This is a genomic window from Belnapia arida, assembly GCF_016773205.1.
In the GTDB taxonomy this organism is placed as follows: domain Bacteria; phylum Pseudomonadota; class Alphaproteobacteria; order Acetobacterales; family Acetobacteraceae; genus Belnapia; species Belnapia arida.
This window is the reverse complement of record NZ_JAETWB010000001.1, coordinates 173,206-187,747: the sequence shown is the minus strand read 5'-3', so window position 1 is coordinate 187,747 and position 14,542 is coordinate 173,206. Positions and strand designations below refer to the sequence as shown.

The window sequence follows — 14,542 nt, the reverse complement described above, 5'->3', positions numbered from 1 at the left end:
AGGAGTCCCGTCCATGTTCCAGCGTCCTTTGGGGCGGCGTGCCCTGCTCGCCGGCGCGGCTGCCCTCCCCTTCCCCGCGTTCGCGGCGCTGCCCGACCGGCCGCTGCGCATCCTGCTCGGCTTCCCGGCCGGAACGGGCCCCGACCTGCTCGGGCGGCTGCTGGCGGAGGGGATGAAGGAGGCCTGGCCGGCCGGCATCGTCGTCGACAACAAGCCGGGCGCGGGCGGGCTGATCGCGGCGCAGGAGGTGGCGAAGACGGCGCCCCCCGACGGCTCGACGCTGCTGCTCGGCGAAGTGGCGCAGCTCGCCATGGCGCCGAGCACCTATGCCCGGCTGCCCTATGATCCGGCGCGGGACTTCACCGCCGTCGCCGAGCTGGCATCGGTGGATTTCGCCCTGGTCGTGCCGCCGGGGCTGCCGGCCGCCGACCTCGACGGCTACCTCGCCTGGGGAAAGGGACAGAGGGCGCTCTACATGGGGACCTTCGGCGCGGGCAGCCCCGGGCATTTCGCCGCCGCCATGCTCGGACAGGCGGCGGGGGTGACGGTCGAGGCGGTGCATTTCCGCGCGACGGCGGATGCGGTGGCCGCGTTGTTGAACGGCAATGTGCAGGGCATGTTCGGCAGCATCGCCGCGGTCGCACCGCATGTGCAGGCAGGGCGGATGAAGGCGCTGGCGGTGACCGGGCCGGAGCGCTCCCCCTTGCTGCCCGGCGTGCCCACGATGGCGGAGCTGGGGCGGCCGGCGCTCTCGATCAGCGCTTGGTTCGGGCTGGTGGCCCCGGCAGCGACTCCCGGCCCGCTCGCCGCCGAGATCGAGGCAGCGGTGCTGCGAGCCATGGCGGCGCCGCCGCTCCGCATCCGCCTGCAGGAGGCCGGGTTCCGCCTCTCGCCGGCCGGGCGGGAGGACTTCGCCACGCTGATGCGGACCGAGACGGCGCGCTGGGCGGAGGTGGTGCGGGCGACGGGGTTTCGGGCGATCGAATAGGCTGTCAGGCGCCGTAGATGCGGATGATGACGGCGCTTGGCTGGCGTTCGCCATAGCCGAGGAAGACCTGGCGGTGCAGCCAGGCATGGGCGGGGGCAGCGGTCTCGAAGACCGGTGTCGTGCGGAAATAAACGCGCTCGGGCGGCACCGGCTCGCCCCGCAGCAGCCGGGCCATGTCCTCCGGCGCCGCGTGGCGGAGGCCGCTGTTGACGACATGAACCAGCGCGCCATCGACGAGGCGGAGCGTGTAGCGGGCGACGATCTCCGTCACGCCGTCCGGTCGGATGAGCTGGTGGTCGGTGCCGCCGGGAAGCACCTCCCCCTCGAGCCGCGGCCCGGCGATGCGGCCGCCGAGGATCGGGACGACGCGCCGCTCGCCCTGCGGGCCGGGGCCGAGGATGACGGGGGCGGCGACGTCGAAGCGGGCTTCGGCAATGAAGTCGAGGCTGGGGAGCATGGCGGCAGGTCCTCCGGGAAAGGAGGTTAGCCCCTCGCCCAGGACTCCAACACCGCCACCGCCTCCGCCACCAGCGCCTGGCGGGCGGGGATGCGGCCCTGGCCGATCGGGGCGCCGGCCTCGCGGCGGAGGGCGGCGACATCGCCGCCGCGGCGGCGCTCCTTCGGCACACCGGCCAATGCCCGGGCGCTGTCGGCCAGCGACGCGGCATAGACCACGCGCCCGATGCCGGCGATCTGCATCGCGGCGACGCAGAGGGCGCAGGGCTCGCAGGAGGTCGCCAGGGTGCATCCGGTGAGGTCGAGCGTACCGAGCCGGGCGCAGGCGTCGCGGATCGCCTCCGTCTCGCCATGGGCGGTGGGATTGAGCCGGCTGCGCGAGCGGTTGAAGCCCTCGCCGACAATCTCGCCCCCACGCACCACCACGGCGCCGAAGGGCTCGCAGCCGGGCGTCGCCGCCGCCTCGGCTGAAAGGGCGATTGCGCGGCGGAGCGCCTCCTCCTCAGTCATTGCGGATGCCCATGGCGCGGACGGCGGCGCCGATCGTGTTCACCTGCTCGGCGACATAGGCGGCGAATTCCGGCTGGGTCCTGGTTCCGGTGATGATGCCGACGCCGGCCAGGCGCTCCTGGATGGCCGGCGTCTGGAGCAAGAGGTTGAGCTCGTCATGCAGGCGCGCGGTGATCTCCGGCGGCAGGTTGGCGGGGCCGGTCAGGCCAAGCCAGTTCTGTGCGAGGAGGTTCGGCAGCCCTGCCTCGCCCACGGTCGGCACCTCGGGGACGCTCGGGGCGCGGCTCGGCGCCGTCACCGCATGCGCCCGCAGCCGCCCGGCGCGGATGTTCTCGACATTCTCCGGCAGGGTGTCGAAGGAGAGCAGGATGGAGCCGCCGAGCAGGTCGGCCTGCATCGGCTGCGAGCCGCGATAGGGCGCGTGGTTCAGCGGGATGCCGGTCTGCTGCGCAAACATCGTTCCCACGACATGGCCGACCGAGCCGGCGCCGGAGGTGCCGTAGGTGACCGGCTGCGGCTGGGCGCGCATCCAGGCCATCAGCCCCTTCAGGTCCTGCGCCGGCACCTGGAGGTTGGTGACGACGACCATGGGCGTCGCGCCGATATAGGCGATATGCGTGAAGGAGGTCAGCGGGTCATAGCCCGGCCGCGAATAGAGCGGGGGCGAGGTGACGATGGGAGCGGTGTTGCTCAGCATGAGCGTATAGCCATCGGCCGGCTGCTGGGCGACATGGGCGGCGGCGAGCGTCCCGCCGGCGCCAGGGCGGTTGTCGACGACGACGCGCTGGCCGAGGCGCGGGGCGAGCGCCTCGCCGAGGACGCGGGCGGCGATGTCGGAGGCGCCGCCCGGCGGGAAGACGACCACGATGCGGATGGGGCGGGCGGGCCAGCCTTCCGCCCGCGCCGGATGGGCCCATTGCCCGAGGGCGAGGCAGAGCCCTGCCGCCAAAATCTGCAAACCGCGCTTGAGCATGGCAAATCCCCTGGACCACCGCCGGGTGAGCAAGGGGCGGGCCAGCGGCAGCGCCCCCCGTGACACCAGGCGCTGGCGCGGGTAGAAGCCCCTGTCCCGACCGGCGGGGGAGCCATCATGCTGACCACCTACACCGTCGAGGCCGGGCGTCTCGTCGTGCGCGAGGGTGCGCAGGCCGCCGAGAGCCTCGGCCGCGCGATCTGGATCGACCTGCTGACCCCAACGCCCGAGGAGGAACGGCAGGTGCAGGACGCACTGCGCCTCGAAATACCGACCCGGGAGGAGATGCAGGAGATCGAGAGCTCCTCCCGCCTCTACAAGGAGGACGACACGCTCTTCCTCACCGCGCCGTTCCTCTACGGCGTTGAGGGGGGCGAGCTCGGCTCGACCGCGATCACCTTCGTCCTCGGCAATGCGGTGCTGGTGACGGTGCGCTATGCGACGCCGAAGGCCTTCGCCGTCTTCTCGGCCCGCTGCCAGCGCACGCCCGTGCAGCTGCTGACCACGCCGGACGGGGTGATGCTGCACCTCTTCGAGCAGGTGGTGGACCGGCTGGCCGACATACTGGAGCGCATCGCCGCCGACATGGACCGCGCCAGCCAGGCCGCCTTCCGCACGGCCCGCGCCAAGGTCAAGGCGAGTGCCAAGGATGCCGACCTGAAAGAAGCGCTCATCACCCTGGGCCAGGTGGGTGAAGTGACGACGCGTGCGAGCGAGACGCTGCTTGGCCTGTCGCGCATCCTCACCTTCGTCGGCGCGGAGAAGGCGACGGCGGTGCGGCGCGAGAACCAGCCGCTGATCAAGACGCTGGTGCGCGACGTGCGCTCGCTCGTGGAGCATGCGAATTTCCTGAACAGCAAGGCGAACTTCCTGCTCGATGCGGTGCTCGGCATCATCAACGTCGAGCAGAACGCCATCATCAAGACCTTCACCGTGGCCTCCGTCGCGCTGATGCCGCCGACGCTGCTGGCCAGCATCTACGGCATGAATTTCGAGGTGATGCCGGAGCTGAAATGGAGCCTCGGCTACCCCATGGCGCTCGGGCTGATGGTGATCTCGGCGGTGCTGCCGATCATCTACTTCAAGCGCAAGGGCTGGCTCTGAACGCGCGACGGCTCGCGGCGGGGCTGCTGCTGCTGGCCGGGGCGGCGCAGGCCGAGGGGGTGCCGCCCTGCCCGGCCGGCCGGCCCGAGATCCGCATGACCGTCTCGGATCCGGCGCCGGTGGTGAGCCAGGCGCTCGGCGTCGACGCATTGCATGTCGAGACGGGAGAGAAGCGGAGCCCAGGCTTGCATCACCTGGCGCTCACCACCTCCCGCGTCGATTGGCATAGCGAGATCGAGACGCGCTATCGGGAGGATGCGGGCGGCGTCTGTGCACGGCCGGCGAGGATCGTGCTCGGCCTGGTGCAGAGCGAGCATCTGGTACGCATCGCCGGCGAGATTCCGCGCGGCAGTTGCCTGTGGCGCGAGGTGCTGGCGCATGAGAGGCGGCATGTGGCGGTGAACCGACAGACACTGCGCGCAGCGGCGGCGCAGGCGCGGGCGGCGACCGAAGCCTGGGCGCAGCGCGCCGAAGGACGCGAAACGACCTTCGACGCGGCCATGGCGGGGCTGCAGGAGGGGCTGCGGCAGGCGATCGAGCCGGCGCTGGCCGGGATGCGGGAGGCGCGCGAGACGGCGCACCGGCGGATCGACAGCCGGGCCGAGTATGAGCGGCTGGGCCAGGTCTGCCCGGCCGACCAGCGGCGGCTGCGGGAGGTCTTGCAGGCAGCCGGCACGCCGTGATGCCATGCCGGCTTCCGACCGAGGAGGATTCCGGCTTGCCCGCGACGCATCACATCGAACCGACGCTCGAGAACATCCGCTGGGGCGGGTTCGACGCCGCCTTCTCGCCGGTAGAGACGGTCGATCCGGGCGATCTCGTCGTCCTCGAATGCGTCTCGGGCGCGCCGGACGTGATGCCGCCGGCGGGCAGCGGGCTTGCCATCCCGGAGCGGCTGGCGGCGATCCATGCGGCGGGCGTGACGCGGCATGGGCCGCACATCCTGACCGGACCCGTCGCGGTGAAGGGCGCCGAGCCAGGGGATTGCCTGCGCGTCGATATCGAGCGCATCGATCTCGGTTGCGACTGGGGGTTCTGCGGTTTCCGACCCCTGGTGGGCACGCTGCCGGAGGACTTTCCCTTCAAACGGGTGCTGCATATCCCGGTCGACAGGCAGGCGATGACCTGCACGGTGCCGGTAGGGCCGGGCATCACCCTGCCGCTCGCGCCCTTCTTCGGGGTGATGGGTGTCGCAGGGCCCGAGGAATGGGGCACCATCTCCACCAAGGAGCCGCGAGCGCATGGCGGCAACCTCGACAACAAGGAACTGGTTGCGGGGACGACGCTCTACTTGCCGGTCTTCGTGCCAGGCGCCAATTTCTCGGCCGGGGATGGCCATGGCGTGCAGGGCGACGGCGAGGTCTGCATCAACGCGCTCGAGATCTGCCTGACCGGGCATTTCCGCCTTGGCCTCGAGAAGGGCGGCGGGACACGCGACCCGGTGCTGCGCTTCCCCCGCGCCGAGACGCCGACGCATTTCATCAGCATGGGGATGCATGAGGATCTCGACCTCGCCATGAAGCAGGCGCTGCGGGAGATGATCGCCTTCATCGTCTCCCGCGCCAACCTCTCGGCGGCGGATGCCTATCAGCTCTGCTCGCTCGCCGTCGATTTCCATGTGACGCAAACGGTCAACGGCGAGAAGGGCGTGCACGGGATGCTGAAGAAGGGGCTGCTGTTCTGAGCGTCCCTCGCGCCGGCTGATGACGTTTCGGGTGCACGCATTGGCAATGTCCGGGGCGGGTGCAAAACTCGGCACGGAACAAGGAGCTTGAGCCATGCCGACGGTCATCGCCAAGGACGGCACCGAAATCTTCTACAAGGACTGGGGCAGCGGACAACCGATCGTCTTCCATCATGGCTGGCCGCTGACCGCCGACGACTGGGACGCACAGATGCTGTTCTTCGTGCAGCAGGGCTTCCGTGTCATCGCGCATGACCGGCGCGGGCATGGCCGCTCTGCGCAGGTGTCGAGCGGGCACGAGATGGACACCTATGCCGACGACGTGGCGGCACTCGCCCTTGCCCTCGACCTCCGCGATGCGGTGCATGTCGGGCATTCCACCGGCGGTGGCGAGGTGGCGCGCTATCTCGGGCGGCACGGCTCGGCGCGCGTCGCCAAGGCCGCGCTGCTCGGCGCGGTGCCGCCGATCATGCTGAAGACGGAGGCCAACCCGGACGGCCTGCCGATCGATGTCTTCGACGGCTTCCGCAAGCAACTCGCGGCCAATCGCGCGGAGTTCTACAAGGAGGTGCCGATCCCCTTCTATAATTTCAACCGCGACGGAGTGAAGCGGCTGGACGGCGTCGTCGACAACTGGTGGCGCCAGGGGATGATGGGCTCCATGCAGGCGCATTACGAATGCATCAAGGCCTTCTCGGAAACGGACTTCACCGAGGACCTCAAGAAGATCGACGTGCCGGTGCTGGTGATGCACGGCGATGACGATCAGATCGTGCCGGTCGCCGACGCCGCCATGCTCTCCATCAAGCTGCTGAAGCAGGGCACCTTGAAGATCTATCCGGGCTTCCCGCATGGCATGGCGACGACCCATGCGGATGTCATCAACCGCGACCTGCTGGCTTTCATCCGAGGCTGAGCTTCGCGCGCGGGGCGTGGCCGCGACGCAGGCGGCCACGCCCCGGCCATTGTGCCATGATCGCACTCACGGCCCTCCCGGCCTGCCGCTCCGGGACGGGACCACGCAACAGGGAGGTCGCGGGATGGGCCAGTATTCGCCTCGGGAATTCCAGCCGCTGCGCTGGTACGATTCGACCGCGCGCTTCGCCGCCGGCGCTGACTCGCCCTGCGCCTATCTGGAGCGCTGCCTGGAGGCCATCGCGGCGCGGGAGCCGGTGGTGCGCGCCTGGGCGGCGCTGAACGAGTCAGGCGCGCGGGCGGCGGCCGATGCCAGCACCGCCCGCTGGCGCGAGGGGCGGCCGCTCTCGCCCCTCGACGGGATGCCCATCGGCATCAAGGATTTGCTTGAGACGCGCGACATGCCAACCGAGATGGGTTGCGCCGGCACCAGGGGCAACTTCCCGAAGCGCGACAATGCAGCGGTTTGGGCGCTGCGGCAGGCCGGCGCCGTGGTGCTCGGCAAGACGGTGACGACGGAACTCGGCGGCTCCCATCCCGGCCCGACGACCAATCCCTTCGACCCGGCACGGACGCCGGGCGGCTCCTCCTCCGGCTCGGCGGCGGCGGTCGCGGCACGGATGGTGCCGGCGGCCATCGGCACCCAGGTCGGCGGCTCCATCATCCGCCCCGCGGCCTATTGCGGCAATGTGGCGCTGAAGCCGACCCAGGGCGGCATCAACCGCGGCGAGCGCCAGGCGACCAGCCAGAGCACCCACGGCCCGCATGCCGGCTGCATCGAGGATATGTGGCAGGTGGCGATCGAGATCGCGGCCCGCTGCGGCGGCGACCGCGGTTCGCCCGGCCTGACGGGGCCGATGACCCTGCCGGCCGCCATCCGGCCCGAGCGGCTGATCGTCATGGAGACCGAGGGCTGGGCCGGGCTCGACGCCGCCAGCCGCGCCGCCTTCGAGACGCTGCTGGAGCAGCTGCGCAGCGCCGGCATAACCCTGCTCCGCCGTGCCGACCATCCGCTGATCGAGGCCTTCGAGGGCGGCATCGCCGAGGGACGGGCGATCAGCGGCGCCATCACCGGCTGGGAGAACCGCTGGACGCAGCGCAACCTGCTCGACCAGGATCCGGAGGCGCTGAGCCCACGCGCCAGGGCCATCCTCGCCCGTGCCGAGGCGATGTCCCCGGCGGATTACGAGGCCGCCCTCGCCCGGCGGGAGGAGGCGCAGGCGCGCTTCGCCCGCATCGCGCCCCTTGCCGATGCGGTCATCGCCCTCGCCTGCCCGGGCCCGGCGCCGCTCTGGTCCGGCGACCGGCCGGGCGAGCCGCTGGCCCCGCGCCCAACCGGCGACTTCGTCTTCAACGCCCCCTCCTCCATGCTCTTCGCCCCGGCGGTGACCATGCCGTTGCTGGCCGTCGGCGGCATGCCGGTCGGGGTGCAGCTGATGGGGCAGATGCACCAGGACGCCCGCATTACCGGCTTTGCCCGATGGATGCTGGGTGCGATCGATCCGGTTCTGGCCTGAACCGCCGACCGTTTCGGGTGTTCCGCTTCTGTCAAACGGGAGCAGGAACGATGCGGTATCACGGACTCATCCTCGCAGGACTTGTCCTGGCGGGGAGCGCGGCGGCACAGCAAGCACCGTCGCTGATGTACACCCAGCCACTCGCGCCGGCGGCGGTGGCGCAGGTGCAGGAGCGGCTGCGCCAGGCCGGGCTCTATAGCGGCCGGCCGGATGGCGTCTGGGGTCCGGACAGCCAGGCGGCGCTGGAGCGTTTCCAGCAGGGCCGCGGGTTGCAGGTCTCCGGCCAGCTGAACCAGGCGACGGCGGCGACGCTTGGCCTTGGCCCCACGGAGTTGCTGGCCGCCGGCCCGACAGCTGGCCCCGCCCCTGGCACGCCGGCCGCCATGGCGACCGACCCGCTGAGCCCGGCCGCAGTGCGCAACATCCAAAGCCGGCTGCGGGCGATGAATTTCTACCGTGGCCCGGTGGATGGCGCCTGGGGCGCCGGCACGCAATCGGCCATCGAGCGCTTCCAGCAGGGCCGCGGCCTGCAGGCGACCGGTCAGGTGAACCCGGCGACGGCGGCCGCCCTCGGCCTCGACCCGAACAACCTCGCGGCGCCGGTCCGGTAGGGGTTTCTTCGCCTTTCGGCGGCTAGGCTGCCATCATCGCACGGATGATGGCAGCCGCATGTCCAGATCAATCGCCAAGGTGAAGAACTGGATGACCATGTTCCGCTGGATCGTGAAGGTCATCCGCGACGATTACGGCATCGAGGAAGCGCGGCTGACGCGGCATGCGCAACTAGAGACGGAGCTTGGCCTCGGCCTTGAGCAGGTGGAGGAGGTGCTCGGCATCATCGACCGGAGCTTCGACATCCGCTTCCCCCAAGGGACGCTGGACGAAGTCCTCCGGCTAGAGGAGCTCTGCATGCTGGCGAGCTGGCTGAAGGGCTTCTACAAGCAGCCCGAGTTCATCTCGGACGGCTTCGCGGCGCAGTGCCGCGCCGCGAACCCCGGGATGTCCTAAGGCGCAGGGCGGACGCCCATGGCGATGGTCCGCTCATCCATGCGCGGCTCGTGCCGCAGCCCGCGGCGATGAGCCCAGGTGTTGATGTACTGCACGAGCTGGATCATCGGCTCCTCCTCGGCATAGAGCGCCACTGCCTCCCGCCAGACCGCCTCACGCGCGGCGTCGTCCATCGTCGACGCGCCGCGGAGCAGTAGCGCGTCGAAGCGCGGGTCGGAGTGGCGGGTCATGTTCGAAGGGCCGGTCAGCTTCTGCCGGTCATAGGTCGAGACGATGGCCAGCAGGTAGTTCGACCCCTCCCCGGTCGAGCTGCCCCAGGCGCCGAGTTGCATCGCGTGCTCCTGGCGAGACCGGCGCGGCACGAAGGCAGCGAAGGGCATGGCGTCCACCTGGGTCCGCACGCCGATCCGTGTCCACATCTGCGCCACGGCCTGCGCAAGGCGGCTGTCATTGGGCCAGCGGTCGTTGGGCGTCGCCAGCACCAGACGGAAGCCTTCGGGGAAGCCGGCCTCGGCCAGCAGACGGCGAGCTCCCTCCAGGTCGAAGGCGCGCGGATGGACCTCGGGGTTGTAGCCGAAGGCGCCGCGCGGCAGCCATTGGGCGGTGGTCTCGGCCGCGCCTTCCATCACGCGCTCCACCAGGGCCTCCCGGTTGATCGCCATGGAGAGGGCGCGGCGGATGCGGGCATCGTGGAACGGGTTTGCGGGCAAGGGTGTGCCGGCATTGTCGGTCACCAGCGGCGTCGGGCCGGTGCGGGAGTAGTCCGGCGAGAGGAAGACGGTGCGGGTGCTGGGGCTTTCCGTCACCACGAGCTTCGGGTCGCGCCGTAGCCGGGCCAGGTCGCTGGTCGGGATCTGCTCGATCAGGTCGACGTCGCCCGAGAGCAGCGCCGCGGTCCGCGCTCCGTCATTAAGGAGGAAGCGAACCGCGACCCGCGCCCAGGGCTCCCGCTCGCCCCAAAAGGCCTCGTTCCGGACCAGCTCCACTCGGTCGCCGGAGCGGTAGGAGGCTAGGCGATAGGGCCCGGTGCCGATGGCGGCGCGGCCGGTGTTGTAGTCTTCGGTCTGGGCACCCTCGGCCACGTGACGCGCAATGATGCTGACCGAGGCGAGGTCGAGCGGCAGCAGCGGGTGCGGCTGGCGGGTATGGATGCGGATGGTATGCGCATCGACCACCTCGGTCCGAGCGATGGCGCGCAGGAAGCCGCCGAAGCCGCCCGGGCTGTTCTGCACGTCGGGGGCTCGGGCGAAGGTGAAGACGACATCGTCGGCGGTGAAGGGCCGGCCGTCATGCCAGGTCACGCCACGACGCAGCCGGAACTCCCAGAGCGTGTCGCTGATTGCCCGGTAATCCTCGGCCAGCGATGCATAGGGCCGGGCCTGTCCGTCCCGGTCCACCAGGCGGTCGAAGACCTGCATCCCGAGCGCGTTGTTCGGGCCCAGATTGTGATAATGCGGGTCGATGGTGGTGACCACGGCGGCATAGCCGATGGTCAGGCTCTGGGCAGCGGCGCCCTGCGCCCAGAGGACGCAGGCCGCCAGCGCAAGCAGGCTTCGCATAGGACGCTCCCGGGCTTTAGCCCGGGAGCCTACATCAGGTCTCGCGCTCGACCATCATCTGCTTGATCTTGCCGATGGCGGCCGCCGGGTTCAGCCCCTTCGGGCAGGTCCGGGCGCAGTTCATGATGGTGTGGCAGCGATAGAGCCGGAACGGGTCCTGCAGGTTGTCCAGCCGCTCGCCCGTCGCCTCGTCACGGCTGTCGGCGATCCAGCGATAGGCCTGCAGCAGCACCGCCGGGCCGAGATACCGGTCGCCGTTCCACCAGTAGGAGGGGCAGGCGGTCGAGCAGCAGAAGCAGAGGATGCACTCCCACAGCCCATCGAGCTTCGCCCGCTCGTCCTTGCTCTGCAGGCGCTCGCCATCCGGCGGCGGCGGCGTCTCGGACTTCAGCCAGGGCTCGACGCTGCGAAGCTGGGCGTAGAGCTGCGAAAGGTCGGGCACCAGGTCCTTCACCACCGGCAAATGCGGCAGCGGGTAGATCTTCACCTCGCCCGAGACATTGTCATCGATCGGCTTGAGGCAGGCCAGCGTGTTCAGCCCGTCGATGTTCATCGAGCAGGAGCCGCAGATGCCCTCGCGGCAGGAGCGCCGGAAGGTCAGCGTGGTGTCGACCTCGTTCTTGATCTTGATCAGCGCGTCGAGGACCATCGGCCCGCACTTCTCGAGATCGATCTCATAGGTGTCGGTGCGTGGGTTCTCACCGCTGTCCGGGTCCCAGCGGTAGATCTTGAAGGCCTTGACGTTCTTCGCCCCGGCCTCGACCTTGTGGGTCTTGCCGGGCTGGATCGTCGAGTTCTTCGGCAGCGTGAAAGTAGCCATCGGGGGTGCGGTCCTTTAGTACACGCGCGCCTTGGGGGGGAAGACCTGGACCTCGTTCGTCAGGGTCCGCATCTTCACGTCGCGGTAGTCGAGCTTGACCTCGCCATTCTCGCCGACCCAGGCCAGGGTGTGTTTCATCCAGTTGGCGTCGTCGCGCTCGGGATAGTCCTCCTGCGCATGGGCGCCGCGGCTCTCCTTGCGGGCATCGGCGCTGACGACGGTGGTGACGGCATTGCCGATCAGGTTGTCGAGCTCCAGCGCCTCGACCAGGTCGCTGTTCCAGATCAGGCTGCGGTCCGCGACGCGGATATCCGCGTAGGCGGCCTGCACCTTCTTCATCTTCTCGACGCCCTCGGACAGCAGCTCCGAGGTGCGGAAGACGGCCGCATGGGTCTGCATCGTCTTCTGCATGTTGCCGCGCAGCTCGGCGACGGCGGTATCGCCCTTCGCGTTGCGGACACGGTCGAAGCGGTCGAGCGCCTTCTCGCCGGCGCGCGACGGCAGCGCCGGCTGGGAAGCGCCCGGCTTGATCGTCTCCGCTGCCCGGTGCGCCGCGGCGCGGCCGAATACGACGAGGTCGAGCAGCGAGTTGGTGCCGAGCCGGTTGGCGCCATGGACGGAGACGCAGGCCGCCTCGCCCACCGCCATCAGGCCGGGGACGGTGCGGTCCTGGTCCTGCGCCGTCGGGTGCAGCACCTCGGTGTGGATGTTCGTCGGGATGCCGCCCATGTTGTAATGGACGGTGGGCAGCATCGGGATCGGCTCCTTCGTCACGTCCACGCCGGCGAAGATCTTCGCCGTCTCGGAGATGCCGGGCAGCCGCTCATGCAGCAGGTCGGCGCCGAGATGCTCGAGATGCAGGTGGATGTGGTCCTTCTGCGGCCCGACGCCGCGGCCCTCGCGGATCTCCATCGACATGGCGCGGGAGACGACGTCGCGCGAGGCGAGGTCCTTCGCCGTCGGCGCATAGCGCTCCATGAAGCGCTCGCCCTCGGAGTTGGTCAGGTAGCCACCCTCGCCCCGCGCGCCCTCGGTGACGAGGCAGCCGGAGCCATAGATGCCGGTCGGGTGGAACTGGACGAATTCCTGGTCCTGCAGCGGCAGGCCGGCCCGCAGCACCATGCCGCCGCCATCGCCCGTGCAGGTATGGGCGGAGGTGCAGGAGAAATAGGCCCGGCCATAGCCGCCCGTCGCCAGCACCGTGGTCTGGGCACGGAAGCGATGGATCGAGCCGTCCTCAAGGCACCAGGCGGTGACGCCACGGCAGGCGCCCTCCTCGTCCATGATCAGGTCGAGGGCGATGTACTCGACGAAGAATTCGCAGTTGTGCTTCAGCGACTGCTGGTACAGCGTGTGCAGGATCGCGTGGCCCGTACGGTCGGCGGCGGCGCAGGCGCGCATCGCGGGCGTCTTGCCGTAGTTCTGCATGTGGCCGCCGAAGGGCCGCTGGTAGATCTTGCCGTCCTCGGTGCGGGAGAACGGCACGCCGTAATGCTCCAGCTCGATGATGGCGGGGATCGCCTCGCGGCACATGTACTCGATGGCATCCTGGTCGCCGAGCCAGTCCGACCCCTTCACGGTGTCGTACATGTGCCAGCGCCAGTCGTCCTCGCCCATGTTCCCGAGCGCGGCGCCCACGCCGCCCTGTGCGGCGACGGTGTGCGAGCGGGTCGGGAAGACCTTGGTGATGCAGGCGGTCTTCAGCCCCGCCGCGCCCATGCCGAAGGTGGCGCGCAGCCCGGCCCCGCCGGCCCCGACCACCACCACGTCATAGGTGTGGTCGACGACCCGATAGGCGCCGCGGGAAGGCATCGTGATGGCGTTCATCGCATCGATCCATTCATCTCGGTGGGCCCGCCTCAGACCGCGATCCGGAGGACCGCGAGCGCCGAAGCCAGGGCCAGCAGTACACAGATGGCCTTCACCGCCAGAATACCACCCATCTTCACCCATTCCTGGTTGGCATAATCTTCGATGATCACCTGCACGCCGGCGGCGGTATGGTGGAAGCTGAGGCCAATGGTAGCCAGCAGCAGCACCGCGTTCCAGGGCCGGCCGATCCAGGCCACCGTCTCCGCATAGGAACTGCCGGCGAGAGTCGCAGCAGACAGGGCGAACCAGATCGTCAGCGGCAGCAGCGCCATCGAGGTGACGCGCTGCATCCACCAGTGGTGCGTGCCACCCTTGGCGGAGCCGAGGCCGCGCACGCGGCCGAGCGGTGAGCGCATCGTGGTGTTGTTGGCATATTCGTTGGCCATGACGATACGTTCCTCAGCCCCAGGCGATGAAAGCGAGAACCCAGGTCAGCACGGTGGCGACCGCCGTGCCGATCAGCACCCAGCGCCCGGTCCGGTAGGTATCCTGGATCTGGTAGCCGTAGCCGGCATCCCAGGCGAGGTGGCGCACCCCGTTCAGGGTATGGAACCAAGCGGCCGCGGTCAGGCCAAACAGGCCGAGCATGCCGAGGAAGGACGACATGAACCACTGCACGCCGGCGAAAGCCTCCGGCCCCGCCGCCGCCGCCACCAGCCACCACACCATCAGCACAAGGCCGACCGACCAGGCCGCGCCGGTGATGCGGCTGCTGATCGACAGCGCGCTCGTCATCTGCAGCATGTCATAGACCTGCAGGTGCGGCGACAGCGGACGTTTCACGGGCGAGCCATCCGATCGGCGGCCGGCCATGGTCGCCTCGCGCGAGTCCTGCATGATGGGCATCTGGTCATCCACTCCGGGGGTATGCGTGCCGCTCAGTCCGCGGCGCGCGGCGATTACGGGTTTTTATTGTGCCCTGCGGCAGAGCGTCAATTCCACGAGACGGGTGCGGAATGCATGCCTGCCCATGGTATAGGAATGTTATCCTTTTCCCATGGCCGATTCGCAGCACCCCGACCCCATCCGGCGTCCGCTGACCCAGCGGCTGTTGCCATTCGCAGAACTCCTCTACAAGGCGATCCTCGCCACCTCGGCGATGGTCGCCATCTGGAGGGCCCTGCATTGAGCAACGC

17 protein-coding genes are annotated in these 14,542 nt (G+C 69.7%); 9 read left to right on the top strand and 8 right to left on the bottom strand.

Features of this window, described 5'->3' with window-relative positions:
- The first annotated feature begins 13 nt into the window (after nucleotides 1-13).
- Nucleotides 14-988: a Bug family tripartite tricarboxylate transporter substrate binding protein gene (locus tag JMJ56_RS01035; RefSeq protein ID WP_202829750.1), complete on the top strand. Its 975-nt coding sequence runs from the start codon at nucleotides 14-16 to the stop codon at nucleotides 986-988.
- A gap of 4 nt (nucleotides 989-992) precedes the next feature.
- Here JMJ56_RS01035 and JMJ56_RS01030 read toward each other — a convergent pair whose 3' ends face one another.
- From JMJ56_RS01030 to JMJ56_RS01020, 3 genes are read right to left on the bottom strand one after another with little or no spacing between them, the layout of a single operon-like run.
- Nucleotides 993-1,445 (bottom strand): DUF3237 domain-containing protein, encoded by a 453-nt coding sequence (locus tag JMJ56_RS01030; RefSeq protein WP_202829749.1) that lies wholly within the window; start codon nucleotides 1,443-1,445, stop codon nucleotides 993-995.
- Between the two features lie 26 nt (nucleotides 1,446-1,471).
- The gene (locus JMJ56_RS01025; protein WP_202829748.1) at nucleotides 1,472-1,954 is read right to left on the bottom strand and encodes a nucleoside deaminase; all 483 of its coding nucleotides are present in this window, start codon (nucleotides 1,952-1,954) and stop codon (nucleotides 1,472-1,474) included.
- Nucleotides 1,947-2,927: a Bug family tripartite tricarboxylate transporter substrate binding protein gene (locus JMJ56_RS01020; protein WP_202829747.1), complete on the bottom strand. Its 981-nt coding sequence runs from the start codon at nucleotides 2,925-2,927 to the stop codon at nucleotides 1,947-1,949. The genes JMJ56_RS01025 and JMJ56_RS01020 overlap by 8 nt, the downstream gene beginning before the upstream one ends.
- A gap of 117 nt (nucleotides 2,928-3,044) precedes the next feature.
- On the opposite strand from JMJ56_RS01020, the gene corA reads away from it, so the two are divergent.
- From corA to JMJ56_RS00985, 7 genes are all read left to right on the top strand, one after another.
- The gene (gene corA, locus JMJ56_RS01015; RefSeq protein WP_043362712.1) at nucleotides 3,045-4,031 is read left to right on the top strand and encodes a magnesium/cobalt transporter CorA; all 987 of its coding nucleotides are present in this window, start codon (nucleotides 3,045-3,047) and stop codon (nucleotides 4,029-4,031) included.
- Nucleotides 3,941-4,714: a hypothetical protein gene (locus tag JMJ56_RS01010; protein WP_202830905.1), complete on the top strand. Its 774-nt coding sequence runs from the start codon at nucleotides 3,941-3,943 to the stop codon at nucleotides 4,712-4,714. Before corA ends, JMJ56_RS01010 begins: the two co-directional genes overlap by 91 nt.
- A 35-nt stretch (nucleotides 4,715-4,749) precedes the next feature.
- On the top strand, nucleotides 4,750-5,715 hold the full coding sequence (locus JMJ56_RS01005; protein ID WP_202829746.1) for an acetamidase/formamidase family protein: 966 nt from the start codon (nucleotides 4,750-4,752) through the stop codon (nucleotides 5,713-5,715).
- A 94-nt stretch (nucleotides 5,716-5,809) separates the two neighbouring features.
- The gene (locus tag JMJ56_RS01000) at nucleotides 5,810-6,631 is read left to right on the top strand and encodes an alpha/beta fold hydrolase (RefSeq protein ID WP_202829745.1); all 822 of its coding nucleotides are present in this window, start codon (nucleotides 5,810-5,812) and stop codon (nucleotides 6,629-6,631) included.
- Nucleotides 6,632-6,755: 124 nt separating this feature from the next.
- Nucleotides 6,756-8,147 carry an amidase gene (locus JMJ56_RS00995; RefSeq protein WP_202829744.1) on the top strand — a complete coding sequence of 464 codons (1,392 nt, stop codon included), beginning with the start codon at nucleotides 6,756-6,758 and terminating at the stop codon, nucleotides 8,145-8,147.
- Between the two features lie 50 nt (nucleotides 8,148-8,197).
- Nucleotides 8,198-8,758: a peptidoglycan-binding domain-containing protein gene (locus JMJ56_RS00990; RefSeq protein WP_202829743.1), complete on the top strand. Its 561-nt coding sequence runs from the start codon at nucleotides 8,198-8,200 to the stop codon at nucleotides 8,756-8,758.
- Between the two features lie 58 nt (nucleotides 8,759-8,816).
- Nucleotides 8,817-9,155, top strand: a complete 339-nt coding sequence (locus tag JMJ56_RS00985; protein ID WP_202829742.1) for an acyl carrier protein — start codon at nucleotides 8,817-8,819, stop codon at nucleotides 9,153-9,155.
- Here JMJ56_RS00985 and JMJ56_RS00980 read toward each other — a convergent pair.
- Genes JMJ56_RS00980 through sdhC form a run of 5 tightly spaced genes read right to left on the bottom strand, consistent with a single transcriptional unit; the run spans nucleotide 9,152 to nucleotide 14,252 of the window.
- On the bottom strand, nucleotides 9,152-10,714 hold the full coding sequence (locus JMJ56_RS00980) for an ABC transporter substrate-binding protein (RefSeq protein WP_202829741.1): 1,563 nt from the start codon (nucleotides 10,712-10,714) through the stop codon (nucleotides 9,152-9,154). The two genes, JMJ56_RS00985 and JMJ56_RS00980, sit on opposite strands and share 4 nt — an antisense overlap.
- 34 nt (nucleotides 10,715-10,748) lie before the next feature.
- Nucleotides 10,749-11,534, bottom strand: coding sequence for a succinate dehydrogenase iron-sulfur subunit (locus JMJ56_RS00975; RefSeq protein WP_043362697.1), 786 nt, complete (start codon nucleotides 11,532-11,534; stop codon nucleotides 10,749-10,751).
- Nucleotides 11,535-11,549: 15 nt separating this feature from the next.
- Nucleotides 11,550-13,361 carry a succinate dehydrogenase flavoprotein subunit gene (sdhA, locus tag JMJ56_RS00970; protein ID WP_202829740.1) on the bottom strand — a complete coding sequence of 604 codons (1,812 nt, stop codon included), beginning with the start codon at nucleotides 13,359-13,361 and terminating at the stop codon, nucleotides 11,550-11,552.
- A gap of 32 nt (nucleotides 13,362-13,393) precedes the next feature.
- Nucleotides 13,394-13,792, bottom strand: a complete 399-nt coding sequence (gene sdhD / locus JMJ56_RS00965; RefSeq protein WP_202829739.1) for a succinate dehydrogenase, hydrophobic membrane anchor protein — start codon at nucleotides 13,790-13,792, stop codon at nucleotides 13,394-13,396.
- A 13-nt stretch (nucleotides 13,793-13,805) separates the two neighbouring features.
- Nucleotides 13,806-14,252, bottom strand: a complete 447-nt coding sequence (gene sdhC / locus JMJ56_RS00960; protein ID WP_202829738.1) for a succinate dehydrogenase, cytochrome b556 subunit — start codon at nucleotides 14,250-14,252, stop codon at nucleotides 13,806-13,808.
- A 151-nt stretch (nucleotides 14,253-14,403) separates the two neighbouring features.
- Between sdhC and JMJ56_RS34705 the strand changes: the two genes are divergently transcribed.
- Nucleotides 14,404-14,535, top strand: a complete 132-nt coding sequence (locus JMJ56_RS34705) for a hypothetical protein (RefSeq protein ID WP_268884918.1) — start codon at nucleotides 14,404-14,406, stop codon at nucleotides 14,533-14,535.
- Nucleotides 14,536-14,542: the final 7 nt, after the last annotated feature.